The organism is Microbacterium sp. SORGH_AS_0454 (assembly GCF_031453395.1).
Classification (GTDB): domain Bacteria; phylum Actinomycetota; class Actinomycetes; order Actinomycetales; family Microbacteriaceae; genus Microbacterium.
Map to the genome: position 1 here is coordinate 1,855,898 of NZ_JAVIYS010000001.1, position 25,058 is coordinate 1,880,955.

Below are 25,058 nucleotides of genomic sequence, written 5' to 3' on the forward strand. Positions count from 1 at the left end.
AGCTAGGCGGTCGCGGCGCGATCGAATCGCATCGCGTAGGCGCGCGCGAAGGCGGCGCCGCCCGGTCCCCGCAGGACCGTGCGCAGCGTCGCGGTCTTCGCCGCGTGGGCTGCGGGCCCCCGTGCCCGCCCGAGGAAGGTGTTCAGCGTCGCGAGTCGGGCGGCGTGCCGGGCCGAGGCGAGACGGTCGCGTTCCCACCGAGCCAGGTCGTCCGCTGATCCCGTCCGCAGCCATCGCGACAGCAGGGGCGAGAGGGTCAGCGCGTCGAGCAGCCCGAGGTTCATCCCCTGGCCCCCGATGGGGCTGACCTCGTGGGCTGCGTCACCGACGACGAACACCCGTCCGCGCCGCAGAGCGGGGGCCACGGCGCGGCGGACGCGGAACATCGTCGCTTGCGGGATGTCGACATCGAGACCGGCGCGCTCGGCGACGGCGCGGCGCAGGAAGGCCGCGGCATCCGGGATCTCCTCCGTTCCGGCCCAGGCCACGAGGCGGCGCCGACCGCTCGGGAGGGGGAAGGACTCGAGCACGCCGGCGCGTTCGAGGTGCACGCGGGCGACGGGCCCGCCCGGGGCGACGACGTCCGCCATCGCGTAGCGGTCGGGGTACTCGTGCGTGCGGACGGCGCCGGGGCGGTAGACGAGCTCACGGCCCGCCCAGCCGGAGGCGACCACGACCACCCGGGCCCGGACCTCTTCGTCGCCGCGCTGCCCGGTCGTCTGCACACGCACCGACGAGCCGTCGTCGGAGACCGCCGTCACGGTGATCCCGCGTCGGACGGGAGGGGCGAGCCGGGTGAGGATCTCGGTGGTGTCGACCTGCGGGAGGGCGGCGACGTACGGGTGACGGGCGCGGATCCGGTCGAAACGGATCTCGGCCAGCACCGTGCCGTCGGCGCGCGCCTCACCGCGCGCGATGCGGACGGCGCGCGAGAGAAGCTCGTCGGTCGCGCCCGAAGCCTCGAGGTGGGCCAGAACGGGGGAATGGATGCCGATGGCGCGGGTGCCGCCGCCGATCGCCGTCCGCCGCTCGACGACATCGACGTCGACGCCGCGGACGCGGAGGTCCGCGGCGAGGGCGAGACCGACGGGGCCCGCTCCGACGACGAGGACCTCACGCACGGGAGGCCTCCCCGCGGGCGACGGCGAGGACGCGGAAGGGCGCGGGTGTCTCCACGCGCCACGGTGCTCCGAGCGCTGCGGCGAGCTCGGGAGCCCGGTAGCTGCGACGGATCGAGCGGAGGCCGTCGACGCGAAGGAACGTGCCCGCCGACAGCGGTGCGATACCGACCGCGTACAGTCCGTAGGCCAGTCGTCCGCGTGCGATGTCGGCGTGCAGGACGCTGCCCCTCGACAGGGCGAGGGAGTCGTCGGTGAAGCCTCGGAGTGCCGCAGCGTCCAGGTGGTGCAGAACGTGGTTCGACACGACGATGTCGAAGCTCTCCCCGGCCGCGAGCAGGGCCCGCGAGTCCTGTGCGACGAACCGCACCCCCGGCCGCGCGCGATCGCGGGCGGCGGCGATCGCGCGCGGGTCGGGGTCGGCGCCGACGCACTCGAGCTCGAAGCCGTCACGCGCGGCCAGACCCGCCAACCTCACCAGGACGTCCCCTCCGCCGCACCCCAGGTCGAGCAAGCGCGCGGGGCGGCCGAGGGCGCGCAGCTCGGGCCGCACGCGGGATCGGTAGACGTGCCCCCAGGCCGAGACCAGGCGGTTCACGAGATCGAAGCGACGGTAGGTCGCAGCCAGCGCCTGAGGATCGCAGTCGGGGTCGTCCATGAGCTCGGTCAGCGCGGTGTCGCGCCGCGCCAAGCCGGTCACGCGGCCGGACGGCGCAGCGTCAGACGCGCCGCCTCCACCGTGAGGCCGGGGCCGAAGGCGAGGGCGGCCACGCGGTCTCCGTCGCCGCGAGAGGCGTCGGCGAGCAGGTCGCGGAGGATGAACAGCAGCGTGGCGCTCGACATGTTTCCGTGCTGGCGCAGCACCTCTCGCGAGGGGGCGAGGGCCGCAGCATCGAGGGAGAGCGCACTCTCGACGCGGTCGAGGATGCTCCGCCCTCCGGGGTGCACCGCCCACGCGTCGATCTCGTCGAGGTCGCCGATCACGTCCGCGGCGATCGCGGAGATCTCGCGACCGATGATGCGGGGCACCTCGGGGGTGAGGGTCATCTCGAAACCGGAGTCGCCCACCGTCCAGGCCATGTCTTTCTCGCCCTGGTCTACGAGGTGCGTGGCGAAGCCCTCGAGGTCGAGGCCCTCGTGGTCGGAATCTGCGGATGCCACGACCGCCGCCCCCGCTCCGTCGGCGAACACCGAGGCCGCGACGATCTGGTCGGGGTGGGACGAGGTCTGCCAATGCAGGGAGCAGAGCTCGGTGCACGCGACGAGCACGACCGCGGCGGGGTCGTCGCCGACGATGCGTGCGGCCAGCCGCAGGGCAGGGATGGCCGCCGCGCACCCGATGAAGCCGAGGTGGTAGCGCTCGACCGCGGGGGAGAGCCCGAGATCGCGCACCAGGTGGTAGTCAGGGCCGGGTGCGAACATGCCGGTGCACGAGACGGTCACGACGTGGGAGATGGCATCCGCGGTCCGTCCGGAACCTGCGATGGCGGCGCGAGAGGCCTCGGCGAACAGCGGTGGAGCGGTACGGCGGTACTCGTCGTTGCGCGCGCCGGTCGGGGGCATGAGGAGCGTGTCGCCGTCGCGGACCTCGAGTGCGTCGCCCTGTCCGCCCGCGAGTTGGGGGAGGACCACGTGCCGGGTGTCGATGGCCGCGGCATCGAAGGCGGCCCCCACGAGCCGCTGGGCCTTGCGGTCGAAACCGGGCTGTGCGGCGAACAGGTCACGCAGGGTCGACTGGTCGACACGAGTGTCGGGCAGGGCCGTGCCGATCGAGAGGATACGGGCGGTCATGCCTCACTGTAGACACGGCGCCGCCGCCCTTCGTCGGGGATGGCGCCGTGTCGGCACGCCGTCTATGGTGCGCCGGGCTCAGGCCGCCAGCATGCGCGACACGAGCAGGTCCTCGACCGTCGCTCGGTAGTCGGCGATCATGCGGCCCCGGTCCATGCGGGCCCGGGCCGCGAGGGCGGCTGCGCGCAGCGCCGGGCCGAGGGCGAGGGCGTCTCCCCAGGCCTGGACGATCGCGTCGACGTCGCGCGTCGTCACCAGGCCGAACCCCTCGACGAGGCGCGCGGCGTCTCCGACGTCGGTGGTCACTGGAACGGCTCCGGATGCCGCTCCCTCGACGAGGCAGAGGGGGGAGGCCTCGCCGAAGGCGCTCGTCAAAGCGACGACGTCGGCGATGCGGTACAGCTCAGGCATGTCCTCGCGAAGGCCCAGGGCGTGCAGGGGCACGCCGTCGACGACGCCGCTGTCGGCGAGGAGCGAGACGAAGGCCGGGTTGGTGCGGGTCATGCCCGATCCGCACACGACGTACTGCGTCCCGGGCGCCGTGCGCGCGTGCGCCGCAACGGCCCGGAGGAACAGTCCGGGGTCCTTCATCGCATCGAAGCGCGCGGCCAGCAGCACCACGGGGGCGGAGTCCGGGATGCCGAGCCCCGCGCGGATCCGTCGCCGCTCGGCGCGCGTGCCGGGGCGGAAGCGGCGGGTGTCGATGCCGTTGTCGATGACCCAGGCCTCACCGGCCGAGACGCCGGCGCGCGCGTAGGCGCGGGAGGTCGACTCCGCGCAGGAGATCGTCGCCGTGACTGCCCCGCAGGAAGCCGACTCGACGAGCCAGCCGAGGGCGGGGCCGGAGTGGGTGGGGTCGGAGCGGTGCAGGCAGGCGGCGATCGCGCGGTCGGGCAGCATGCCCGCGCGCTCGAGGGCGACGACCAGGCTGAGCGGCTGCTCTTTCAGCGAGAGGATGACGTCGGCCTCCGCGAACAGGCGCGCGGCGTGCGTGAGCTCGTCCCTCGTGTACTCGTCGGGGCCCGGGGGGCGGTCACCGGCGACGCGATCGAACGTGTCGATGCGGACCCCGCGCTCCTGCAGACGACGAAACCGGGTGTCGTCGTGCGCGAACTGCAGGGACGCGTCCCGCCGTGCGGCGGACGTCAGCGACAGTACACGGTGCTCCTGCGTTCCGTCGGCCACGAGACCCTCGACGACATCGGAATGGAGGATTCGCGCGCCTCCGGCGAAGAAGCCTTCGTAGAGCGAGAGCACGCGCACGGGTCGAGTCATCGAGGTCGCTTTCCAAGCCGGGATCCACTACCGCGGGTGCGGTCGTCCCATGCTGGAGCCTCGACCAGGTGCGGCGGGTTACACCGTGGAGACCATCGTGTGAACGCCCGGACACGAGCCGACGCGCCGACCTCCGGGGGAAGAAGCCGACGCGCCGGGTGAAGGGGCGGTGGAATCAGGCGCGGAGTGCGTCCGCCATCGCCTCACCGGCCGAGCCCGTGCGCGACCAGGGCCACCGCCTCGCCGTGCGCGGCGCGGGTGATTCCTCGATCGAGCGCGGCCCGATGCCGTTGCCCATCGCGGCCGTCATGGCGATGCTCCACACCGAGCCCGTCTGTCGTCCGCTCTGCTGTCCGTGGATCATGGTGTTCTCCTTACTCCCGTCTCCCGACGGCGCTGTGTCCGTCATAGACCCGGGGGGAGGGGCGTGAGACCGGCTTGACAGGAGTCTCGACGTACCCATCACCCGGTCCGCCGCGTGTCGAGCGGCCGGTGGAGCATCCTGCGCCGCTCCGTGCAAGCGGACTGGACACTGGGCCGGAGTGGGTACGATCATGGGTCGTGCACTCGTCCCCCGAAACTTCGTCTCGCCCCGCGCCGGGGTCGGAGGTCGGCCGCGCCCTCCTCGCCTACGGCGAAGCCCGCCGGGTCGCCGCCGCGGAAGCGCGTCGTGAGCTGTCCTTGAACGAGCTCGACGCTCGCGCCCTGCTGTTCGTCGCCGAGAATCCCGGGGCTCGGCCCTCGCACGTTCGTGACCACCTCGGCATCACCTCGGCCGGCGTCACCACGCTCATCGACCGCCTCGTGCAGCGCGGTGCCGTGCGGCGCGACCTCGACGAACAAGATCGTCGGGTGAACCACATCACGGTGATCATCGACCTCGACAGTGCGCCGTGGTCACAGCTTCGCGCCTTCGACACCGCCGTCGAAGCGGCGATCGCCGACGTGGATCCCGTCGATGCGAAACGGCTCGCCGAAGTCCTCGACCGCATCACCGCGCGAGCCGTGAGCTGAGCTTCTTCGACTCGACCCGTCGCGCCCGGCGGCCTCAGACGTTCGCGAGAAAAGCCTCGGATCGTGCCTGGAGGAAAGAACACAACGCCGACAACGTCGCCAATTCACCCGACAGCGCCATGACGCGACCGGCCGGCAGGGGAGCGGCGTCTTCGCGGGGCTCGAACGTCACGGCCCATTCGGTGGAGTGCAGCTCGGGGCCGGGGGCGATGAAGAACGTCGTCGAAACGCTCTTCAGTCGGGCGGCGATGAGTCCCGCATCGGCGCCGTCGTCGAGGTCCTGGGGAATGACGCGCAGCATGTCTGCGTCGTCGTAGCCGAGCGCTCGGAAATCGTCGACCCAGGTTTGCAGCGTGGTGGTCGTGCGAAATGGCATGAGAGCTCCCTTCCCTGGCGGACGCCGGGTAGCCCCCGTCCCATTATGGGCCGCACCAGGCGCCCCGGGCGGGGTCACGAGCTCCGCCTCGAGGCGCCTGCCGACCACCGCGCCGGGGAACGGAGAGCGGTCAGGATGCAGCGAGTTGCTGCTCGGGGATGATGGCCGGTCGACGTACGTCGGGTCAATCTGCACGGAGTCCATCTTTCGCATTTCGGATGCCGATTGACGTACGCGGTCCGAATCCGCCGAAATGCGCATTGCAATTTCTATGAGCGATAGCGTGGAATGCGGATGGGGGGCATCCACGACGCCGCGGTCTCTTCGGCTGAGCGTGTGAGAGCGTTCCCATAGTGGCCCCCGCCACTGAGCGCAATGGTCTTGCCGCACATCCTCGGACTATTTAGGAAAAAGGCGTGGAGCATACGAACATCGAAACCCGCGACGCCGAGACGGTGGAGCACCTGTGGCAGACCGTCGTTCCCGGAGCGCGCATCTCGCGCGCCGAGGTGATCCAGCCGGCTCTCGCCTGGCATGCGGCCTCCGAGCCCGGTTTCGCTTTCTGCGATTACACGATCGGTTCGACGATGATCGTCGAGTCCGATCCGCGCGATCAGGTCGTGGTCGGTCGTATCGCCGGTCCCCGGGTATCGGGTACCTATCGTCGCGAGCGCATCGACACGGCGGTGCCGTTCATGGTCGTCGACCGCCCTCTCGAGATCGCCTTCACCGGGCGCATCGCCGGTACCGCCGTCTCGTTCGCGCGCTCCGACTTCGACGAAGCCGCTCGGCGGCTGTCGGGCGACGACACCCTGCGCGTCCGGCCGACAGGGTACGCGCCGGTGAGCGAGCAGCGCCTGCGCTACTGGTCGCGCACGTGGGAGTACGCCCGCGACGTGCTGCTGCGCTCACCCGAACGAACCCCGATCATCGAGCAGCAGGCCCGCACCCTTTTGCTGGAGGCCTCGCTCCTCGCCTTCCCGACGACCTTCACCGAGGCCCTCGCGGCCGGCCGCCCCTCGCGGCCGCTGCCCGCCCCGGTGCGAAGGGCCAAGGCATACGTCGAGGCGCACGCGGCAGAGCCCGTGGTGCTGGCCGATATCGCGCAGGCGGCTCGTCTGTCGCCGCGCGGCCTGCAGTACGCGTTCCGCGCGGCCACCGGACGAACCCCGATGCAGTACCTGCGCCGCGTGCGCCTCGACGCCGCACGCGCCGAGCTGCGCAGCGCCGACCCGTCGGTCGAGACGGTCGCGGCGATCGCGGCACGGTGGGGGTTCTCGAACCTCGGGCGCTTCGCCGCGATGTATCGCGGGGAGTTCGGCGAGACGCCGTCGATGACGCTGCGGTCCTGAGGGCGGCGGCTCGCGTCGAGCGGGACCCGCCGGCGGGCTCGTGGCCCCGGCGTCACCCTTCGAGGCGAGCGCGGGGTCAGTGTCCCGCGCCGAGCCCTCCGCTCAGGCGCGCGTGCAGCCGGGCGGCGGTGTCGTTCATGCCCTCGATCTCGACCGTCGTGCCGAGGTGCGCGTACTTCGTCTGCACCGCGTCGAGAGCTGCAACCGTGGACGCGTCCCAGACGTGCGAGCGCGACAGGTCGATGACGACCCGCCGAGGGTCGTCGTGGTACGCGAACTTCGTGGTCAGGTCGTTGCTCGAGGCGAAGAACAGCTCGCCCTCCACGGTGTAGCGAGCGGTGTCGCCCTCCACGGACCGCGTCACCGCGGTGACGCTCGCGACCCGTCGTGCGAAGAGCACCGCGGCGGCGATCACGCCCACACCCACGCCGATCGCGAGATTGTGCGTCCACACCGTCACGGCGACCGTGAGCACCATCACGATCGTCTCGCTCAGCGGCATCCGGCGAAGGGTGGAGGGGCGGATGCTGTGCCAGTCGAAGGTGGCGATCGATACGACGATCATCACGGCCACGAGCACCGCCATCGGAACGACGGCGACCACGTCGCCGAAGGCCAGCACGAGCACGAGCAGGAAGACGCCGGCCAGGAAGGTCGAGATGCGGGTTCGCGCTCCCGAGGCCTTCACGTTGATCATCGTCTGGCCGATCATGGCGCAGCCGCCCATTCCGCCGAACAGCCCCGACAGCAGGTTCGCCGCCCCCTGGCCGAGGGACTCGCGCGTCTTCGACGAGGGGGTGTCGGTGATGTCGTCGACGAGGGCCGCGGTCATGAGCGATTCGAGAAGGCCGACGATCGCCATGGCGACGGCGAACGGCAGGATGATCGCGAGCGTCTCGCCGGTAAGCGGCACGTTCGGAACAAGCAGGGCGGGCAGGCTTTCGGGCAGGGCGCCCTGGTCGCCCACGGTGGGCACCGAGATGCCGAAGACGACCGCGGCTGCGGTGAGCAGGACGATCGCGACCAACGGCGCCGGGACGACCTTGGTCACGCGCGGCAGCAGATACATGATCGCCAGCCCCGCCGCCGCGATCGGGTAGACCGCCCAGGGCACGCCGATCAGCTGCGGTACCTGGGCGACGAAGATCAGGATCGCGAGGGCGTTGACGAAGCCCACCATGACGCTGCGGGGAATGAATCGCATGAGCTTGGCGACCCCGAGAATGCCGAGGATCACCTGCAGGATGCCACCCAGGATCACCGTCGCAAGCAGGTAGTCGACCCCGTGCTCGCGGGCCACGGGGGCGATGACCAGGGCGATCGCGCCGGTGGCGGCGGTGATCATGGCGGGGCGGCCGCCGAGGAAGGCGATCGCCACGGCCATCACGAACGACGAGAAGAGCCCGAGGCGCGGGTCGACTCCGGCGATGATCGAGAAGGCGATCGCCTCGGGGATGAGGGCGATGGCGACGACGAGGCCGGCCAGCACCTCGCGGGTCAGCAGGCGAGGCGAACGCAGGGCCTGCAGGACGGTGGGCTCGGTGCGCGGGCGCGCGGGGGCAGAGGTCATGGTGATGCTCCGGGGTGGGGGAGGGGTCCGCGTCGACGCGGGGAAGAATAGGGGGGTCGCGATCGCGACGTATCGAACTCTACCGTAACGAGAGGGTTGCGGGATCGGGGATGGCATGACCGACGCGCGGCCGATGCAGATCGGCGAACTCGCCGAGCGGACGGGGCTGTCGATCCGCACCCTCCGCCACTACGACGAGATCGGGCTGCTCCGCCCCTCGGCGCGCAGCGAGGGCGGGTTCCGGCTCTACACGGCCGACGACGAGTCGCGATTGCTTCTCATCCGCCGGATGAAGCCGCTCGGCTACTCCCTCGAGCAGATGGGGGAGCTGCTCGCCGTGGTCGACGGACTCACCGAGGCCCCGGGCGATTCCGCTCTGGTGGCCCGTCTCGCCGACATCCGCGACGAGGCGCATCGCCGTCGCGAAGACCTGCGGCGCCAGCTCGCCGCCGCCGACGAGTTCGTCAGCCAGCTGGAGGCGCGATGACCGCTCACGACGTCACGCTCGAGGGTCACGGCATCCGTCTGACCCCGGCGAAGCCGGCAGACGCGGCGCAGGCGTGGCCGCTGACCGACGCGGAGCTCTGGGGTCGCATGACGACCCCGTGGGCGGATTCGGTCGAGGCCTACGCCGCTCGGGTCGAGCAGCAGGTCGCGACGCCGGGTCTGTACGCCTTCACCGTGCGCGACGCCGAGACGCGAGAGGTTCGCGGTGCGACGACGTTCTACGAGTACGTGCCGTCGCAGGGGCGGGTCGAGATCGGGACGACCTGGTACGGCCGCGCCTTCCAGGGTGGGCGCACGAACCCCGCCGCGAAGCTGCTGCTGCTCGCCCACGCCTTCGACCAGTGGCAGGTGAATCGAGTGGCGCTGCGCTGCGACGCGCGGAACGAGCGCAGTGCGCGTGCGATCGAGCGCCTCGGCGCGACGCGAGAGGGGCGGCTCCGGCGGCACCGCATCGCACCCGACGGCAGTGTGTCGGACACGCTGTACTTCTCGATCCTCCGCGAGGAGTGGCCGGCCGTGCGCGCGGGTCTCGAGGGGCGTCTGGGCGGCTGACCCGCCCTCGCGAGCCAGGCTCGCGCGGCGGAGGATGCCCACGCGCGAGCGGAACGTTCTCCGCGGGCGAGGTGAGCGGAATGCTCAGCCGGCCGCAGCCTCGGCTGCCCGGCGGCGCGCGAACTCCCGCGCCTCGGTGAACAGCTCGAGGTCGATCTGCACGTGCCGGCGGGCCAGCTCGGCGGCCTGTTCGGGCGAGGCCTGAACGATCGCATCGACGATCGCGTCGTGCTCCCGCGCCGCGCGCGTCTCCATGCGGCGGTGACTGCCGCGATCGCCCCACGGGTGCGCGGGCGCCGACAGCGACAGATGTCGCTCGTGCTCGAGCAGGATGTCGCGCAGCGCGGTGTTGTGCGCCGCCTCGATGATCGCCAGGTGCAGCAGGCTGTCGGCGCGCTGCTTGGGGTCGCCCGACTCGGCGGCGTGGAACTCGGCGAGGCGCTCACGCATGACGGCGATGTCGGCGTCGCTGCGCCGCTCGGCGGCGAGGCGCGCGAGCGAGGAGTGCAGCATCGAGCTCGCGGTGCACGCGTCGACCAGGTCGCTCCAGCGCTCCTCGAACCAGCGGTCGACGCCGACGACGATGGAGGCGGGCCACTCCTCGGCGACGAACGTGCCGCCCCCGCGCCCCCGACGCCGTTCGATCAGACCCCTCGTGGACAGGTCGTCGAGGGCCGCGCGCACCGTCGTCCGGCCGACGCCCAGGAGGGGCGAGAGGTCGCGTTCGGCGGGCAGGCGGGTACCCGGGAGGAACTCGCCCACCGCGACGGCGGTGATCAATCGCTCGGTCACGCGCTCCACCAGGGAGGCGTCGTCGGTGTCGGCCATGGGCTCCCGTCGTTTCTCCCATGTTAAATCCGAAGAAAAGGTTTGCCAACGCACCTTTAAGGGGCCACGATGACTCCATGCAGCGCGAGATCACCGTTCCCTTCCACGACGGCTTCACCTGGGCCCGACTCACCGAACCGACCGAGCCCTCCGGGAAGGCCCCCCTCTTCGTCCTCCACGGCGGGCCGGGGATGGCGCACGACTACGTCTCGAACCTGGACGCCCTCGCCGATCTGACCGGGCGCACCGTCGTGCACTACGACCAGATCGGCTGCGGCAAGAGCTCGCACCACCCCGATGCCCCGGCCTCCCAGTGGGTGCCGCAGCTGTTCGTCGACGAGTTCCACAACCTGCAGCGCGCACTCGGCTTCGACGAGTACCACGTGCTCGGGCAGTCCTGGGGCGGCATGCTCGGAGCCGAGATCGCCGTCCGCCAGCCCGCGGGGCTGCGGAGCCTGGAGATCTGCAACTCCCCGGCATCCATGGCCCTCTGGCTCGCGGGGGCGGCCCGCCTCCGCGCCGAGCTCCCCGCACGAGCCCGCGAGGCGCTCGACCGCCACGAAGCCGCGGGTACCCTCGACGACCCGGAGTACGCGGAGGCCACCCGCGTGTTCTACGAGCGGCACGTCTGCCGAGTGACTCCCATGCCGCAGGACTTCGTCGACAGCGAGCAGCAGATGCTCGCCGACCCGACCGTCTACTTCACGATGAACGGCCCGAACGAGTTCCACGTCGTCGGCACCGGTCGCGACTGGACGATCATCGACCGTCTGCCCCGGGTCGCCGTGCCCACGCTCGTGGTCGCCGGCGAGTTCGACGAGGCCACACCCGAGACCTGGGAGCCCTTCGTCGAGCGCATCCCCGGCGCCCGGTCGCACGTCTTCGCCGGGGCGAGCCACTGCACCCACCTCGAGATGCCCGAGGCCTTCCGCGCGGTTATCGCCGACTTCCTCGCACCCCTTCCCTGACGACGCACCCCGACCCTTACCCGAACCAGGAGACCCGATGTCGCATCACGCCCCCGAGGCCCAGCAGTCGCTGGAGTCCTTCGGCTACAAGCAGGAGCTCAAGCGCTCCATGTCCACCCTCGACCTCGTGGTCTACGGTCTCGTCTTCATGGTGCCCATCGCGCCGTGGGCGATCTTCGGCGTCGTGTTCAACGCCGCCAGCGGCATGGTGCCGTTGGTCTACCTCACCGGGGTCATCGCGATGATCTTCACCGCCCTCGCCTACGCGCAGATGTCGAAGGCGTTCCCGATCGCGGGCTCGGTGTTCTCGTACGTCGGTCGGGGTCTGCACCCCACCGTGGGCTTCTTCGCCGGGTGGGCGATCCTGCTCGACTACCTGCTCGTGCCGACCCTGCTCTACGTCTTCGCGGCGTCGTCGATGGCGGGGATCTTCCCCGATGTCCCCCAGTGGATCTGGGCCGTGGTCTTCGTCGTCGTCAACACCGTGATCAACGTCCTCGGCATCGGCTCCATCAAGATCGCGAACCGCGTCATGCTCGCCATCCAGCTCGCCTTCGTGGTGATCTTCGTCGTCATCGCGATGATCGCGCTCTCGTCCGGCACGATCCCGGGCGCCGAGTTCACGATGGCGCCGCTCTGGGACGCCGAGAAGGTCAACCCCGCCCTCATCGCCACCGCCCTCTCGATCGCGGTGCTGAGCTTCCTCGGCTTCGACGGCATCTCGACGATGGCCGAGGAGTCCACGGGGGACCGGAAGTCCGGCGGACGCGCGATGATCATCGCCCTGCTCGTGGTCGCGGTGCTCTTCATCGCGCAGACCTGGTTCGCGAGCGCCCTGGCCGCCGGCACCATCGAGTTCGGCGACGACGAGGTCAACAACGCGTTCTTCCTGCTGGTGGCCAAGGCCGCCGGCAGCGGGTGGGCCACCGCGTTCCTCGCGGTCAACGTCATCGCGGTGGGTATCGCCAACGCGGTGGCGGCTCAGGCCGCGACCTCGCGCCTGCTGTACTCGATGAGCCGTGACCGGCGCCTCCCCGCCTTCCTGTCGAAGGTGACCTCTCGCCAGGTTCCGATGGCCGCCATCCTGATGGTCAGCGCCATCTCGCTGGTGCTCGTGCTGTTCTTCGTCGGCCAGATCGCCGTGATCTCGTCGCTGGTGAACTTCGGCGCCCTGCTCGGCTTCATGCTGCTGCACGTGTCGGTGGCGGCGTACTACCTCGGCAAGAAGAAGTCGAAGAACTATCTGCTGCACCTCGTCGTGCCGCTGGTCGGTTTCCTCATCATCGGTTACGTGCTGCTCAACGCCGACATGACCGCCAAGGTCGGCGGCATCCTGTGGCTCGTCGTCGGGGGGATCGTGTACCTGATCTTCGCCCGCAAGCACGGGGGAGCCGCCGGTCCTCTGCCCGAGCACGCCACGTCCACCGCCGGTGAAGGCGGGGGAGAGGTGGCCCCTCGATGACCGTCGATCACTGGCTCGGCAAGGATCACGGTCGTCCCGGCTACGACGCCTCGGTGCCTCCGGTGCTGCGCCTACGGCCCGGGACCGGTGAGACGATCGCCTTCGAGACCGACGACGCGGTCTACGCCGAGCTCCACGACCACGGTGATCTCGGTGCGCTACGGGCGCCGATCAACCCGGTGACCGGGCCCGTGTACGTCGAGGGCGCCAAGCCGGGCGATGCCCTCGCCGTGCACGTGCACGAGATCCGCCTCGGCGACTACGGCTGGTCGCAGAGCCTCCCCGGCGCGGGCGCGCTGCAGCACCGCATGCCCGACCGCGTCATCAGCCGTCGCATCCCGATCGACGCCGAGGGCGTGCATCTCACCGACCGGCACGTGGTTCCCGCACGACCCATGATCGGGTGCATCGGTACGGCTCCCGCGTCGGGGCGCAACTCCACCGTGATGCCCACGACCGCTCTCGGCGGCAACATGGATCTCACCGACGTCGCTCCGGGGGCCACGGTCTACCTGCCCGTCGAGGTCGAGGGCGCGCTCCTGTCGATCGGCGACATCCACGCCGTGATGGCCCGCGGCGAGTCGTCGTTCGTCGCCATCGAGGCGGCGGGCGTCGCCGTGGTCTCGATCGATCTCATCGCGGATGCCGCTCTGCGGGCGCCCCGGGTCGAGACCGACGAGGAGTGGATCTTCGTCGGCCTCGGAGACCCGGTCCAGGAGAGCATCCGGCGCGGGTACGAAGACGTCTTCGACGAGCTCGTCGACGCGCGGGGGTGGGACCGCATGGATGCCTACGCGGTCATGAGCGCGCTCGTGCACAGCGAGCTGGGCGGCCCGACCGGCTCCGAGGCGCCCGACCCGCTGCACCCGTTCCGAGCGGTGGGGGCGGTGACGCTGCACAGGTTGCCGAAAAGCGTGCTCTGACATACTGCGCCGGTGACCGACGCTTCCGACCCCGCCGCGAGGGGTGTTTCGCATGGCTGATCTCGACTTCGTGCTGCGCCTGCTGCTGGCAGCGGCGTGCGGCGTGCTCATCGGTTTGGAGCGGCAGTATCGCTCCCGCACGGCGGGCCTTCGCACGCAGGCGCTCGTGGCCATGGGGGCTGCCGCTTTCGTCCTCTTCGGCAGCGAGCTGGGGGTGGGCCAGGGCTCGCTGCAGATCGCCGCCTACGTCGTCTCGGGAGTCGGTTTTCTCGGCGGTGGTGTGATCCTCCGGCAGGGCCTGTCCGTGCAGGGACTCAACACCGCTGCGACCCTGTGGTGCTCGGCGGCCGTCGGGTGCCTGGCCGCGGGCGGGCTGGTGGTGCCGGCGCTGACGATGACGGCGCTGGTGCTCCTCGTGCACGTCCTCCTTCGTCCGCTCGGTCGCCTCGTCGACCGCGCCCCCGACGCCAACGCCGAGACGATCGGGGCATTCGTCCTCACGGTGCGCGCGCTCGAGGAGCGCGAGCAAGAAGTGCGCGAGCTGCTCTCCGACACCCTGGAGTCCCCCGATGTCCTCGTGCTCGCGATGTCGAGCCACGAAGACGACGGCGTCGATGAGGAGCCGGCGGGCGTGATCCTCGACGCCGAACTGCTCATCGAGGGAGACGCGCCCGAGTTCCTGGATGCCGTGACCACCCGGCTTTCGCGCGACACCGGTGTGCGCGCGATGTCGTGGAGGGCGGAGGACAGCCCGATCACCGTCCGAACCCGGCGCCGATTCGGGCGGGGCTGAGCGACGTGTAAGATCGTCCCTTGGAAGTGTGTCCGAGCGGCCTAAGGAGCATGGCTGGAATCCATGTAGGCGGGGTAACTCGCCTCGCAGGTTCAAATCCTGTCACTTCCGCCACGACGAAGAGCGTCACCCCGTCCCGCCAGACGAGGGTGGCGCTCTTCGTCGTTCTCCTCCGTCAGCGGGAGACGCTCTCGCGCTCCGGCGCCGCGACGGCACCCGGACGCACGACGAGCGAGCGGGGGTAGGCCCGCGCGAGGAACCGCCGCAGCGGCGTCGCTCTCCCCGCCAGAGCCGCACGCACGCCACCGACGGCGGTGACGAGCGCCGCTCCCCGGTCGGGGTCGCGGCTCTCGCCCGCGTAGCTCACCCGTTCCACGGCCTCGCGGAGCGCGTCGACGTCATCGGCGCGAGCGCCATGCTCCTCGACGAGGATCGCCGCGAGGGCGCGCGGCGAGAGGGCGGGCGAGACCGGGATGCCGAGATCCACCGCGTCCTCCCGCATCGCCGTCCACGCCGCCACCGGGTCGCCCGCCCGCGCGGCGGCGAGGCGCCGGCGGCGGAGCACCAGTCGGGTCACCGCAGGGGACGCGGCGAGTATCAGCAGCAGCAGGGCTCCGAGAACCGGGGCGACCCACGCCGTGCTCTGACGAGCGATCACCGAACCGCCGCCGGTGCTCTGTGCCCCGGGGTCGTTCTCGGCGGCCGACGAAGGGGCCGACGAGGGCTGTTCGGTCGGGGTCTCGGCATCCTGGCTCGGGGTGTTCGGGGTGGTCGTGTTGTTCCCGGAGGAGCCCGAAGCGAAGTTCGTGGGGACGCCGAGGCTGTTCGTCGGCTCGAAGGGCACCCATCCGATGCCTTCGAAGTACACCTCGGGCCACGAATGCAGCTGACTCGAGCTGACCGAGTATTCGGTGCCGCCCTGCTGGGGGATGCTCGAGGCCGTGCCGGGAAGGTACCCGATGACGATGCGCGCCGGGATGCCGAGGGTGCGGGCCATGACGGCGAAGGCCGAGGCGTAGTGCACGCAGTACCCGGCGCGCACCTGCAGGAACTGCGCCACGGCGTCGAGGCCCGCTCCGTCGAACCCGGAATCGACGGGGGCGTCGAGCGAGTAGCGGAACTGGCTGCCGCGGAACCAGTTCTGCAGGGTCACGAGCTTGTCGTAGGGCGTCTGCGCGTTCGCGGTGACCTCACGGGCGGTGTCGCCGATGACGGCGGGCACGTCGGCGGGGAGCGCGGTCAGCGCGGGGTCGAGGTCCGTTCCGCCGACGGTCTTGGAACGGATCTGCTCGAGGGTCGGGCGGGGGACGCTCGCCTGCACCTCGTAGACCTGCTCGCGTGTGGATCCGGCGCGGGTCACCACCGTGCGGTTCTGCGGCATGCCCAGCCAGTCGCCGTTCAGGCCCGTCACCGTCGAGGCCGGGTACGGCACCGGCAGCCAGGGGCTGTCGAGCTGGTCGACGGTGACCGTAGTCGTCCAATCGGCCAGGGCGACGTCGCCGTCGACGCCCACGCGGTCGAACACCGCGCCGTCGGAGGGCAGCGGGACGGTGTCGAAGCTGTCGGGCTGCCAGACGGCACCGTCGAAGCGCGACAGGGTGACCGCGCGCAGGTAGGGCGCCGTCGGACCCGTCGTGCGCACCTTCAGCACCTCGACGTCGCGCGGCTGCCGCAGGTCGTTGCCGAGCTCGAGGTTGGGGTTGATCGTCGTACCCAGGCCGCCGGTGCCGCCGCTGGCGAACCGCAGGCCTGGCTGCGGGAGCAGGGGGGTCGCGACCACGGCGACGATCACGGCGACGGCCGCGACCCCCAGAGCCGTCGCCGAGACCCCGAAGAGACGGCGGCCCTGCGCGGGGCGAGCGCGATCGTCCCGGCGTGCGGAAGCCGCGGTACGGGCTCGCGTGTCGATGCGGAGCAGGAACAGCAGAGCGGCCGCCAGCGCCACGAAGCTTGCGACGTCGACGTCGGAGGGGATCGCGATCGTCGGGATGAGCGAGACGGCGACCAGGCCCACCCCGGCGAGCAACGGCATCCGGGCGGTCAGGACGACGTGGTCGAGGACGATGGCGAGCGCGCCGATCGCGGCGATCAAGAGGAACGCCAAGCCCTCATCCGGCGGGACGGGGGCGACGCCGTCGCGGATCTCCGCCGAGGCCTGGGCGACGAGCCCGGGTACCGAGGCGAAGGTCGAGGGGGTGGGGATGACACCGAACAGGGCCGTGGAGCGGCCGAAGATCGCCGTGAGCAGCACGATCCACACGACCACCTCCGCGATGCTCGCCACCAGGGCGGGCAGCCGCGACAGACGGACGACCAGCCCCGCACTGAGTGAGCCCCCGGCGACGAGAACGGCCCCCGCGACCCAGGCGCCCGGGGCGATGACCGAGAAGACCGGCAGCATCGCGGCGGCGATCGCGGCGCACAGACCGATGGTCAGCAGGGTCGCGTCGCGGCGACGGCGGGGAGTGCGCAGCACGGTGAGATCAGCGACCGACACGGGCGTACCCCTGTTCCATCGCGTCGTCCCAGGCGAGGACCACGTCCGCCCCCGGGCGCAGGTGCGGCGCGCGCCAGCCGGCGGTCCGCACGGCATCGAGCTGCGCGTGCTCGGCCACCACGATCAGTACGGGAAGGGCCGAGTGCGTGCCGACCGCCCCGAGGGTCGCGCGGTCCTCGGGCTGCAGGTTCCCCGTGATGACGACGACGGGACCCAGCAGAGCCGAGACGGTCACCGGTACCACGCGGTGGGACGCGTCGTCGGCGCGCGCCCTCAGGCTCGCGAAACCCGCGGCGGCCGCGCGCGCCTCGACGTCGTCGCCGCCTTCGACCGGGTCGGTGAGAAGAGTGCCGTCGCTGTCGACGACGTCGACGGTGTACCCCTCGTGCACGAGGTGGGCGACCGCCGAGACGCACGCGGTCACCGCCGTCTCGAAAGCGGGGTCGCTGCCGGGAGCGTGGGCGGCCAGCGGCGACCACCGCGAGAGCGCGCGGTCGATCACCACGGTGGCGGCCGGCGAGGACTCCTGCTCCTCCTGGCGCACCATCAGCGTGTCGCGGTGGGCGGTGGCCCGCCAGTGGATGCGACGCATCGAATCGCCCGGCGCGTAGGGACGGGCGACGAGGTTGTCGGCCCCCTGTCCCAGCTGCAGGGCCGCGGTCTGGCGCGTGCCGCCCGCCTCACCCGACGCCGAGGGGAGCGGAGCCAGATCGACGATCGCCGGGGCCACCGTCACGGAGGTCGCCCGGCCGAGGGCGATGCGACGGCGCACCAGGCCGAAGGGATCGGTGGTCGTCACTTCGAGGGGACCGATCGAGTGGATGCCGCGCGAAGCGCCGACCACGTCGTAGCGCACCTCGACCGTGCCCGCTGCACCCGAGAGCGTCGAGGCGATGGGTGCCGAGGTACCCCGGGCATGGCCGGTGAGTCCCGCCGGAAGCGTGTCGCTCCATCGTCCGGGACCGGTGGGGAGGGCGCTGGAGAGCGTCGTCCGCACCACGACGGTCGCCGGACCTCCGACCTCGGGGGTTTCGGGCGTGACCACACGTGAGACCGACCCCGTGCCGCGCGTCAGCAGCAGCGCGATCGCCGACACCGCCAGCAGAGCCACGAGCAGGGTGGCGAAGTACAGCAGTTCCGGGATGCCGGCGCGCTGCGCGACCACGAACCCGGCGACGGCGAGGAGGACGGCCCCCGTGCCCCGCAGGGTGAAGGGCCACAGGCGCTTCACACCGGCGCTCACGGCCGCGGGGCGAGAGGAACGCGCACGCTCGTCGCGATGCGCTCGAGCGCGTCGGCGACGACCGCGGCCCCGGCCCGCCCGCCCGCGGCCGAACGGTTGGCGATCAGGCGGTGCGCGAAGACCGGTGACAGCAGAGCGGTGATGTCATCGGGGATGACGTAGGCGCGCCCGTCGAGAGCGGCGCGCACCTTGGCGGCGCGCACGAGCTGCAGGGTCGCGCGCGGGCTCGCCCCCAGACGGATGTCGGGGTGGCTGCGGGTGGCCTGCGCGAGGGCGACGACGTAGTCCTCGAGAGCGGGAGCCACGTGCACGCCACGTGCCCAGGCGATCAGCGCGGTCACCTGACGCGCGGTCACGACCGGTGTCAGGGCGTCGAGAGGGTTCACCGCGTCGCGCTGGCGGAGCATGAGCGCCTCGGCCGCGGCATCCGGGTATCCCATCGAGATCCGCAGCAGGAAACGGTCGCGCTGGGCCTCGGGGAGCACGTACGTGCCCTCCATCTCGAACGGGTTCTGGGTCGCGACGACGAGGAACGGCGAGGGGAGCACGTGCGTGCGGCCATCGACCGTGACCTGGCGCTCCTCCATGGCCTCGAGCAGCGACGACTGCGTCTTGGGGGAGGAGCGGTTGATCTCGTCGGCGATGACGATGTGCGCGAACACCGCGCCCGGGGTGAACTCGAACTGCCGCTGCACGGGGTTGAAGACCGACACGCCGGTGATGTCGCCCGGCAGGAGGTCGGGAGTGAATTGGATGCGACGCACGTCCGCATCGACCGTGGCAGCCAGTGCCCGCGCGAGCATCGTCTTGCCGACGCCCGGGACGTCTTCGATCAGCAGATGGCCCTCGGCGAGCAGCGCGATGAGGGCGCTGCGCACGGCGTCCGGCTTGCCGTCGATGACGGTCGACACCGAGGCCAGAATGTCCCCGGTCAGCCGGGCGAAAGACGCCGCGTCGAGAGGGGTGTCGACCCCCGGCCGAGCCGAGCCGGTGGGGGTGTCTGCGCGGCGCAGCCGCGTGGTCGCCTCGGGCGTGACGGTCTCGTCCATGGCATCTCTCTTGTCGCGGAGGCGGGCGCGTCCTCGCCACCGTGACCCGATCGTAACCCGGGCCGCGGCGGCGGGGGTCGGAAAGCCGCGGGTGCACAGGCGTCACTCGGGGAGAGGGGGCTCGCCCCTAGGATCGGGGAGCGTTGGTCCACCCGAGGAGCCCGCGCATGTCGCACACCACCCCGTCCCTGCCCGCCGTCACCCATGTGCTCGCCGTCGACATCGGCGGCACCAAGGTCGACGCGGCCCTGGTCTCGGCCTCCGGCGAGGTGGTCCGCGCGAGCGTGAACCGACGCCCCACCGGCCGTGAGAACGACCGCGACGTCATCGCCGGAAACGTCCGCGCGGCCGCCGAAGCCGCGCTCGCCGCCGTACCGGGAGCCACGGTCACCGCGATCGGCGTCGGCAGCGCGGGCCCGGTCGACCTGCCCTCGCGCTCGGTGTCGCCCCTGAACCTCCCGCTGGCGGCGGGGCTGCCCGTCGACGAGGTGCTGGGCGGGCTGGTCGACGGCCCGATCCATCTCGCGCTCGACGGCACCTGCATCGCCCTCGCCGAGCACTGGCGCGGGGCCCTCGTCGGCTGCGACGACGCGATGGCCATCGTCGTGTCGACCGGCGTGGGCGGCGGCCTCGTCCTCGGTGGTCGTCCCGTCAGCGGAGCGAGCGGCAACGCCGGCCACTTGGGCCAGACCTTCGTCCGCACCCTCGAGGGGGGCGAGATCGTGGCGGCGACGCTCGAGGCCGTCGCCGCGGGGCCCGGGACCGTCGCGTGGGCGAGGTCGCAGGGCTGGGAGGGCGAGACCGGTCTGGACCTCGCCGCTTCGCACGCGGCGGGGGATGCCACCGCCATCGCCGCCGTGAGCCGTTCGGCGACCGCGGTCGGCCAGGCCATCGCCGCGGCCGCCACGCTGTGCGACCTCGAGGCCGTGGCCATCGCCGGCGGTTTCTCGCAGGTCGCCCCCGATTACGTCGACCAGGTGCGCGCCGCAGCCCAGGCCGCCTCGCTGCACGCCTATGCGAGGCGGTGCCGCATCGTCGGGTCGGGTCTCGACGGCGACGGACCGTTGCTGGGCGCGGCCGCACTGGCGCTGCAGTCCTGAGCGCACCGTACCGAGAAGTGCGTGGATGAGCGGGCGTAATCTGGGCGAGAGGGCCCGCGCCGCGGACCGGCGAACGAGGGCGGGGGTCATGCGCACCGGATCCAACCTGCCCGCCGTCGGGGAGTACAACCAGACGCTCGTGCTGGACCACATCCGGCGCTCGCCCGAGGGACTCAGCCGGGTCGAGCTGACGGCGCGCACCGGTCTCAGCGCGCAGACGCTCAGCAATGTCACCCGTCGCCTGGCCGACGAGGGACTCATCGTCGAGGCGGGCAAGGTCATCTCCGGCCCCGGCAAGCCGCGCACGATGCTCAAGCTCGCGCCGCGCTCGCGATTCGCGGTCGGCGTGCACCTGGATCCCGTGGTCGACACGATCGTGGTCGTCGACATGGCGGGCGAGGTCATCGTCCACGACGAGATCGCCCGCCCCGTCGTGTCCGCCCCCGGGAGTCTCGTGGATGCCCTGGGTGCCGCCGTCGATGCGATCGTCGAGCGCGCCGGCATCCCGCGCGAGCTCGTGCTCGGTGTCGGCGTCGCCGCCCCGGGTCCTTTCGACGCGCGTGGGGGGCGCCTGCTCGACCCGCCCCTGCTGCCCGAGTGGCACAACGTCAACGTGCGCGAAGACCTGGGAGCCGTGACGGGCCTGCCGGTCATCGTCGAGAAGGACGTGACCGCCGCCATGGTGGGCGAGATGTGGTTCGACCGCTCCGATGCTCTCGGCGACGCGATGTTCCTGTACTACGGCGCCGGCGTCGGCGTCGGACTTGCGATCGCGGGTGCTCCCGTGCGCGGACGGACCGGCAACGCGGGCGGCATCGCCCACGTCGTCGTCGATCCCGAGGGCCCGGAGTGCGCCTGCGGGGCACACGGCTGCCTGGGGGTGTCGATCGAGCCGCGCGTGCTGCTCGCCGAGGCGGGGTACGCTCCCGCGCGCGCCGGGGACACCCGTCCCGATCTGGATCGGCTCGTGCGAGACGCCCGCGAGGGCGAGGAGCGCGCGGCCGCCGTGCTGCGACAGGCGGGGGCGCGCATCGCCCGAGCGCTCGTGGTGACGAACAACCTCATCGACGTCGACGAGGTGGTCCTCGGCGGTCCGGTGTGGGAGCGTCTCGCGGGAGTCCTGGGCGACATCGTCGCCGAGCGCGTCGCGGTCGACGCCGCCTCGACCGCGACGCGCGAGATCGTCGTGCGCCGCTCACGTGTCGGGTCCGATGTGGCGGCCGTCGGGGCCGCCTGCCTCATGCTCGACGGTGCCTTCTCCGCGCGGCCGGCGCGCATGATGATCGCGCTCTGAGGCGCGCCCACCGTCTCTCATAGCCGGGCGAGTCCCGATCGTTACGCGCGCTCGCGCTCTCGGACTTGCCGAGTTAGTCCATTTGATTTATAAAAGGTTCTGGCGACGCGGTGTCTCCACCCGAGCAAGGGAGCTTCAATGAAGAAACTGACGATGGCGACCGGTCTTCTGACCGCCACCGCCCTGACCGTGGCCCTCGCCGGCTGCTCCGCGGGGAGCGCGGGTGCGGGCGACGGAAAGACGATCCGCGTCGCGTACCAGACCACGGCGACCTTCAACCAGATGCAGACGCTGATGGAGACCGCCAAGTCGCAGTACGAGGCCGCGCATCCGGGTATGACCGTCGAGCTCGTGCCGATCCAGGCCGAGGGCGCCGACTACTACACGAAGCTCGCGCTGATGAACAAGTCGGCCAGCACCGCCCCCGACGTCCAGTACGAAGACACCTTCAAGATCCAGTCCGACGCGGCCGCCGGCTACCTGCTTCCCCTCGACGACTACCTCTCGACGTGGAGCGACTGGTCGCAGTTCGCCGAGGGGGCCAAGCAGGCCGGTCTCGGCCCCGATGGCAAGACCTACGGCGTCTCGCTCGGCACGGACACCCGCGGCCTTTGGTACAACAAGGAGATCTTCGCGAAGGCCGGCATCTCGGTGCCCTGGCAGCCGAAGACCTGGGCCGACGTGCTCTCCGCGGCCGAGAAGGTCAAGGCGGCCGACCCCGACGTCATCCCGATCAACGTCTACTCGGGCAAGACGGCCGGCGAAGCGGCATCCATGCAGGGTCTCGAGATGCTCCTCTACGGCACCGAAGACAGCCTCTACGACACCTCCTCGAAGAAGTGGGTGGTGGGCAGCCAGGGCTTCAAGGACTCGCTGCAGTTCATCAGCGACGTCTACCAGGGCGGCCTCGGGCCCTCGCTCCAGCAGGCGCTCGACCCCAACATCTTCACCAGCGTGACCGCCGACTGGCTGCCCAAGGGCAAGCTCGCCATCGCCCTCGACGGCTCCTGGCAGTCGGCCGCCTGGGTCGACGGCGGCACGGCCCCGTGGCCCGCATGGAGCGACGCCCTCGGCATCGCCGCGATGCCGACGCAGAAGGGCCAGGCGCCCGGCACGACCAGCATGTCGGGTGGGTGGACGCTCGCGATCGGCAAGAACACCAAGAACGCCGACGCCGCGTGGGACTTCCTCTCCACGGCCGTCAACAAGGACAACGCCACGTCCTACAACATCGACAACAGCCAAATCGCGGTGCGCTCCGACGTGGCCCAGTCCAGCGAGTACCTCGACGCGAACCCGAGCTTCAAGACGTTCTCGAGCTTCGTCGACACCACGCACTTCCGTCCGGCGACCGAGGACTACGACAAGATCTCGAACCAGATCCAGGTCGCCATGGAAGCCGTCATGACCGGGCAGTCCAGCGTCGACGACGCGGCCGCCGCCTACGATCAGGCCGTCATCGGCATCGTCGGCGAAGACAACACCCAGAACGGCTGAACATGACCGCCCTGGCTCAGACCGGGGCGACCGGAACCGACCGGGGGTCGCGCGCCAAGACGCGCGGCCTCCGGTCCTCGGCCCGGGCGCTCCCGCTCCTTCCCGCAGCATTGCTGCTCGCCGTGTTCCTGCTCGGTCCGATCCTCGTCTCGCTGTGGGGCTCCCTCACCAACGCGACGCTCTCGGGCTCCACGGCGGTCGCGAGCGAGTTCGTCGGCCTCGACAACTACACCCAGCTCTTCAAGGCCCCCGACTTCCCGGTCGCGGTCGTCAACACGATCGTCTTCGTGTTCTTCTCGGCCGTCATCGGCCAGAACATCCTGGGTCTCGCACTTGCTCTCATGATGCGCTCGGGCAACCGCGTCGTCACCGCGGTGGTCGGCACGATCGTCGTCACGGCGTGGGTGCTGCCCGAGATCGTCGCGGCCTTCGCCGCTTACGCCTTCTTCCGCGACAACGGCACCCTCAACGCCATCCTCGCCGTCTTCGGGCTCGACCCGGTCAGCTGGCTGTTCACGATGCCGGTGCTCATGGTCATCTTCGCCAACATCTGGCGCGGAACGGCCTTCTCGATGATGGTCTACTCGGCGGCTCTGGCCGACGTGCCGCCCGAGATCACCGAGGCCGCCGAGGTCGACGGCGCGAGCGGCATCAAGCGCCTCCTGCTCATCACGATCCCCATGATCCGCTCGACCATCGGGACGAACTCGATGATCGTCACGCTGCAGACCCTCTCGGTCTTCACGCTCATCTTCGTCATGACCGGCGGTGGCCCCGGCAACAAGAGCACGACGCTGCCGATCCTCGCCTACCAGGAGGGCCTGAAGTTCGGCGAGCTCGGGTACGGCACCGCGATCGCCACGATCATGCTGCTCATCGGTGCGATCTTCTCCTTCTTCTACGTCCGCGCGCTGCGCGAGGAGGTCTCCTCATGACCACCGCCACCCTTCCCGAGGTCACCGGCGCTCGCGTCCGGTCGTCGCGCCGTGCCCCCGCGCGCAAGAAGGCGTCCCTGTCGTCGCCGCGTACCCGTGTGCTGCGGGTCGTCGCCAACACGCTGCTCCTCGTGGTCGGCATCCTGTTCGTCGTGCCTCTCGTCTGGCTCGTCACGGCCTCGCTCGATGCGCAACCCACTCTCGCCATCAAGATGCCCGAGGTCGTCACCCTCGACAACTTCGCCGCCGTCATGAAGCCCGACCTGCTCTTCCAGCCCCTGTGGAACAGCGTCCTGCTGGCGGGAGGCACCTCGATCGCGACGGTCGTGCTCGCCTCGCTCGCCGCCTATCCGCTGTCGCGGTACAGGATGCGCGTGGGAAAGCCCTTCCTCTACGCGGTGCTCTTCGGCACGTGCCTTCCGATCACGGCGATCATGGTGCCGGTCTACAGCTTGTTCGTGCAGCTGAATCTCATCGACTCGATCGGCGGCACGATCCTCTTCCTGACCGCGAGCGCTCTGCCGATCGCGATCTGGATGATGAAGAACTTCATGGACGGCGTGCCCGTCGAGCTCGAACACGCCGCCTGGATGGACGGTGCGGGTTCGATGCGCACCCTCGTCCAGATCGTGCTGCCCCTCATGCGCCCGGGCATCGCGGTGGTGTTCATCTTCACGTTCATCCAGGCGTGGGGGAACTTCTTCGTTCCCTTCGTGCTGCTGCTCAGCCCCGACTACCAGCCGGCGGCGGTCAGCATCTTCAACTTCTTCGGGTCGTTCGGAGCCGTGGCCTACGGCCAGCTCGCGGCCTACTCGATCGTCTACTCCCTTCCGGTCCTCGGCCTGTACGTGCTCGTGCAGCGCGGACTCGGCGGCCCGTCGGCCCTCGCCGGCGCGGTCAAGGGCTGACCCGTC

General features: G+C 71.0%; 24 protein-coding genes and 1 tRNA gene. 14 read left to right on the forward strand and 11 right to left on the reverse strand.

Translation table 11 applies throughout. From position 1 onward, the window contains the following. Nucleotides 1–2 precede the first annotated feature (2 nt). The 5 genes from QE454_RS08625 to QE454_RS08645 all read right to left on the reverse strand — a co-directional run bounded on the left by QE454_RS08625 (nt 3) and on the right by QE454_RS08645 (nt 4,548). On the reverse strand, nt 3–1,121 hold the full coding sequence (locus QE454_RS08625) for an NAD(P)/FAD-dependent oxidoreductase (RefSeq protein WP_307456112.1): 1,119 nt from the start codon (nt 1,119–1,121) through the stop codon (nt 3–5). Continuing rightward, nucleotides 1,114–1,776 (reverse strand): methyltransferase domain-containing protein, encoded by a 663-nt coding sequence (locus QE454_RS08630; RefSeq protein ID WP_373459417.1) that lies wholly within the window; start codon nt 1,774–1,776, stop codon nt 1,114–1,116. Before QE454_RS08630 ends, QE454_RS08625 begins: the two co-directional genes overlap by 8 nt. A gap of 38 nt (nt 1,777–1,814) precedes the next feature. Further along, nucleotides 1,815–2,909 (reverse strand): type III polyketide synthase, encoded by a 1,095-nt coding sequence (locus QE454_RS08635; protein WP_307456107.1) that lies wholly within the window; start codon nt 2,907–2,909, stop codon nt 1,815–1,817. A gap of 78 nt (nt 2,910–2,987) precedes the next feature. Next, nucleotides 2,988–4,184 carry a glycosyltransferase gene (locus QE454_RS08640; RefSeq protein ID WP_307456105.1) on the reverse strand — a complete coding sequence of 399 codons (1,197 nt, stop codon included), beginning with the start codon at nt 4,182–4,184 and terminating at the stop codon, nt 2,988–2,990. Between the two features lie 175 nt (nt 4,185–4,359). Further along, the gene (locus tag QE454_RS08645; protein ID WP_210073515.1) at nt 4,360–4,548 is read right to left on the reverse strand and encodes a hypothetical protein; all 189 of its coding nucleotides are present in this window, start codon (nt 4,546–4,548) and stop codon (nt 4,360–4,362) included. Between the two features lie 197 nt (nt 4,549–4,745). Here QE454_RS08645 and QE454_RS08650 point away from each other — a divergent pair, with 197 nt between their 5' ends. Further along, nucleotides 4,746–5,198, forward strand: a complete 453-nt coding sequence (locus QE454_RS08650; RefSeq protein ID WP_210073517.1) for a MarR family winged helix-turn-helix transcriptional regulator — start codon at nt 4,746–4,748, stop codon at nt 5,196–5,198. Nucleotides 5,199–5,232: 34 nt separating this feature from the next. On the opposite strand, the gene QE454_RS08655 is transcribed toward QE454_RS08650, so the two are convergent. Beyond that, the gene (locus QE454_RS08655; RefSeq protein WP_210073519.1) at nt 5,233–5,574 is read right to left on the reverse strand and encodes a hypothetical protein; all 342 of its coding nucleotides are present in this window, start codon (nt 5,572–5,574) and stop codon (nt 5,233–5,235) included. 416 nt (nt 5,575–5,990) lie between these two features. On the opposite strand from QE454_RS08655, the gene QE454_RS08660 reads away from it, so the two are divergent. Beyond that, nucleotides 5,991–6,926, forward strand: coding sequence for an AraC family transcriptional regulator (locus tag QE454_RS08660; RefSeq protein WP_210073521.1), 936 nt, complete (start codon nt 5,991–5,993; stop codon nt 6,924–6,926). A 76-nt stretch (nt 6,927–7,002) separates the two neighbouring features. Here QE454_RS08660 and QE454_RS08665 read toward each other — a convergent pair whose 3' ends face one another. After that, the gene (locus QE454_RS08665; RefSeq protein WP_210073523.1) at nt 7,003–8,496 is read right to left on the reverse strand and encodes a SulP family inorganic anion transporter; all 1,494 of its coding nucleotides are present in this window, start codon (nt 8,494–8,496) and stop codon (nt 7,003–7,005) included. A gap of 115 nt (nt 8,497–8,611) precedes the next feature. On the opposite strand from QE454_RS08665, the gene QE454_RS08670 reads away from it, so the two are divergent. Beyond that, nucleotides 8,612–8,983, forward strand: coding sequence for a MerR family transcriptional regulator (locus QE454_RS08670; RefSeq protein ID WP_307456101.1), 372 nt, complete (start codon nt 8,612–8,614; stop codon nt 8,981–8,983). Next, the gene (locus tag QE454_RS08675) at nt 8,980–9,555 is read left to right on the forward strand and encodes a GNAT family N-acetyltransferase (protein WP_307456099.1); all 576 of its coding nucleotides are present in this window, start codon (nt 8,980–8,982) and stop codon (nt 9,553–9,555) included. Before QE454_RS08670 ends, QE454_RS08675 begins: the two co-directional genes overlap by 4 nt. A gap of 84 nt (nt 9,556–9,639) precedes the next feature. Here the strand turns inward: QE454_RS08675 and QE454_RS08680 are convergent, their stop codons facing one another. After that, on the reverse strand, nt 9,640–10,383 hold the full coding sequence (locus tag QE454_RS08680; RefSeq protein WP_307456097.1) for a FadR/GntR family transcriptional regulator: 744 nt from the start codon (nt 10,381–10,383) through the stop codon (nt 9,640–9,642). Nucleotides 10,384–10,460: 77 nt separating this feature from the next. Between QE454_RS08680 and QE454_RS08685 the strand changes: the two genes are divergently transcribed. From QE454_RS08685 to QE454_RS08705, 5 genes are all read left to right on the forward strand, one after another. Next, nucleotides 10,461–11,351, forward strand: a complete 891-nt coding sequence (locus QE454_RS08685; RefSeq protein ID WP_307456095.1) for a proline iminopeptidase-family hydrolase — start codon at nt 10,461–10,463, stop codon at nt 11,349–11,351. A gap of 37 nt (nt 11,352–11,388) precedes the next feature. Continuing rightward, the gene (locus QE454_RS08690; protein ID WP_210073532.1) at nt 11,389–12,813 is read left to right on the forward strand and encodes an APC family permease; all 1,425 of its coding nucleotides are present in this window, start codon (nt 11,389–11,391) and stop codon (nt 12,811–12,813) included. Further along, nucleotides 12,810–13,736: an acetamidase/formamidase family protein gene (locus tag QE454_RS08695; RefSeq protein WP_307456092.1), complete on the forward strand. Its 927-nt coding sequence runs from the start codon at nt 12,810–12,812 to the stop codon at nt 13,734–13,736. The genes QE454_RS08690 and QE454_RS08695 overlap by 4 nt, the downstream gene beginning before the upstream one ends. A gap of 52 nt (nt 13,737–13,788) precedes the next feature. Beyond that, nucleotides 13,789–14,529, forward strand: a complete 741-nt coding sequence (locus QE454_RS08700) for an MgtC/SapB family protein (RefSeq protein WP_307456090.1) — start codon at nt 13,789–13,791, stop codon at nt 14,527–14,529. Nucleotides 14,530–14,551: 22 nt separating this feature from the next. Continuing rightward, nucleotides 14,552–14,643 (forward strand) — tRNA-Ser (locus tag QE454_RS08705). Between the two features lie 61 nt (nt 14,644–14,704). Here QE454_RS08705 and QE454_RS08710 read toward each other — a convergent pair. From QE454_RS08710 to QE454_RS08720, 3 genes are read right to left on the reverse strand one after another with little or no spacing between them, the layout of a single operon-like run. Beyond that, nucleotides 14,705–17,026 (reverse strand): DUF3488 and transglutaminase-like domain-containing protein, encoded by a 2,322-nt coding sequence (locus QE454_RS08710; RefSeq protein ID WP_307456088.1) that lies wholly within the window; start codon nt 17,024–17,026, stop codon nt 14,705–14,707. Beyond that, nucleotides 17,013–18,269: a DUF58 domain-containing protein gene (locus QE454_RS08715; RefSeq protein WP_309668591.1), complete on the reverse strand. Its 1,257-nt coding sequence runs from the start codon at nt 18,267–18,269 to the stop codon at nt 17,013–17,015. The genes QE454_RS08710 and QE454_RS08715 overlap by 14 nt, the downstream gene beginning before the upstream one ends. Then, on the reverse strand, nt 18,266–19,318 hold the full coding sequence (locus QE454_RS08720) for a MoxR family ATPase (protein ID WP_307312873.1): 1,053 nt from the start codon (nt 19,316–19,318) through the stop codon (nt 18,266–18,268). The genes QE454_RS08715 and QE454_RS08720 overlap by 4 nt, the downstream gene beginning before the upstream one ends. Before the next feature lie 167 nt (nt 19,319–19,485). Here QE454_RS08720 and QE454_RS08725 point away from each other — a divergent pair, with 167 nt between their 5' ends. From QE454_RS08725 to QE454_RS08745, 5 genes are all read left to right on the forward strand, one after another. After that, nucleotides 19,486–20,418 carry an ROK family protein gene (locus tag QE454_RS08725; protein WP_307456086.1) on the forward strand — a complete coding sequence of 311 codons (933 nt, stop codon included), beginning with the start codon at nt 19,486–19,488 and terminating at the stop codon, nt 20,416–20,418. Between the two features lie 88 nt (nt 20,419–20,506). Then, nucleotides 20,507–21,712 (forward strand): ROK family transcriptional regulator, encoded by a 1,206-nt coding sequence (locus QE454_RS08730; RefSeq protein WP_307456085.1) that lies wholly within the window; start codon nt 20,507–20,509, stop codon nt 21,710–21,712. Between the two features lie 138 nt (nt 21,713–21,850). Further along, on the forward strand, nt 21,851–23,209 hold the full coding sequence (locus tag QE454_RS08735) for an extracellular solute-binding protein (protein WP_307456083.1): 1,359 nt from the start codon (nt 21,851–21,853) through the stop codon (nt 23,207–23,209). 2 nt (nt 23,210–23,211) lie between these two features. Beyond that, nucleotides 23,212–24,144, forward strand: coding sequence for a carbohydrate ABC transporter permease (locus QE454_RS08740; protein ID WP_210073548.1), 933 nt, complete (start codon nt 23,212–23,214; stop codon nt 24,142–24,144). Further along, complete coding sequence (locus QE454_RS08745) at nt 24,141–25,052, forward strand: carbohydrate ABC transporter permease (protein ID WP_267787752.1); 912 nt, start codon at nt 24,141–24,143, stop codon at nt 25,050–25,052. Before QE454_RS08740 ends, QE454_RS08745 begins: the two co-directional genes overlap by 4 nt. The last annotated feature ends 6 nt before the right edge of the window (nt 25,053–25,058 follow it).

Coding starts and splice junctions, on each gene's coding strand:
- QE454_RS08630 (WP_373459417.1), bottom strand. CDS start 1,776: ATGGACGACCCCGACTGCGATCCTCAGGCGCTGGCTGCGACCTACCGT.
- QE454_RS08635 (WP_307456107.1), bottom strand. CDS start 2,909: ATGACCGCCCGTATCCTCTCGATCGGCACGGCCCTGCCCGACACTCGT.
- QE454_RS08640 (WP_307456105.1), bottom strand. CDS start 4,184: ATGACTCGACCCGTGCGCGTGCTCTCGCTCTACGAAGGCTTCTTCGCC.
- QE454_RS08645 (WP_210073515.1), bottom strand. CDS start 4,548: ATGATCCACGGACAGCAGAGCGGACGACAGACGGGCTCGGTGTGGAGC.
- QE454_RS08655 (WP_210073519.1), bottom strand. CDS start 5,574: ATGCCATTTCGCACGACCACCACGCTGCAAACCTGGGTCGACGATTTC.
- QE454_RS08665 (WP_210073523.1), bottom strand. CDS start 8,496: ATGACCTCTGCCCCCGCGCGCCCGCGCACCGAGCCCACCGTCCTGCAG.
- QE454_RS08670 (WP_307456101.1), top strand. CDS start 8,612: ATGACCGACGCGCGGCCGATGCAGATCGGCGAACTCGCCGAGCGGACG.
- QE454_RS08675 (WP_307456099.1), top strand. CDS start 8,980: ATGACCGCTCACGACGTCACGCTCGAGGGTCACGGCATCCGTCTGACC.
- QE454_RS08680 (WP_307456097.1), bottom strand. CDS start 10,383: ATGGCCGACACCGACGACGCCTCCCTGGTGGAGCGCGTGACCGAGCGA.
- QE454_RS08685 (WP_307456095.1), top strand. CDS start 10,461: ATGCAGCGCGAGATCACCGTTCCCTTCCACGACGGCTTCACCTGGGCC.
- QE454_RS08690 (WP_210073532.1), top strand. CDS start 11,389: ATGTCGCATCACGCCCCCGAGGCCCAGCAGTCGCTGGAGTCCTTCGGC.
- QE454_RS08695 (WP_307456092.1), top strand. CDS start 12,810: ATGACCGTCGATCACTGGCTCGGCAAGGATCACGGTCGTCCCGGCTAC.
- QE454_RS08700 (WP_307456090.1), top strand. CDS start 13,789: ATGGCTGATCTCGACTTCGTGCTGCGCCTGCTGCTGGCAGCGGCGTGC.
- QE454_RS08720 (WP_307312873.1), bottom strand. CDS start 19,318: ATGGACGAGACCGTCACGCCCGAGGCGACCACGCGGCTGCGCCGCGCA.
- QE454_RS08725 (WP_307456086.1), top strand. CDS start 19,486: ATGTCGCACACCACCCCGTCCCTGCCCGCCGTCACCCATGTGCTCGCC.
- QE454_RS08730 (WP_307456085.1), top strand. CDS start 20,507: ATGCGCACCGGATCCAACCTGCCCGCCGTCGGGGAGTACAACCAGACG.
- QE454_RS08735 (WP_307456083.1), top strand. CDS start 21,851: ATGAAGAAACTGACGATGGCGACCGGTCTTCTGACCGCCACCGCCCTG.
- QE454_RS08740 (WP_210073548.1), top strand. CDS start 23,212: ATGACCGCCCTGGCTCAGACCGGGGCGACCGGAACCGACCGGGGGTCG.
- QE454_RS08745 (WP_267787752.1), top strand. CDS start 24,141: ATGACCACCGCCACCCTTCCCGAGGTCACCGGCGCTCGCGTCCGGTCG.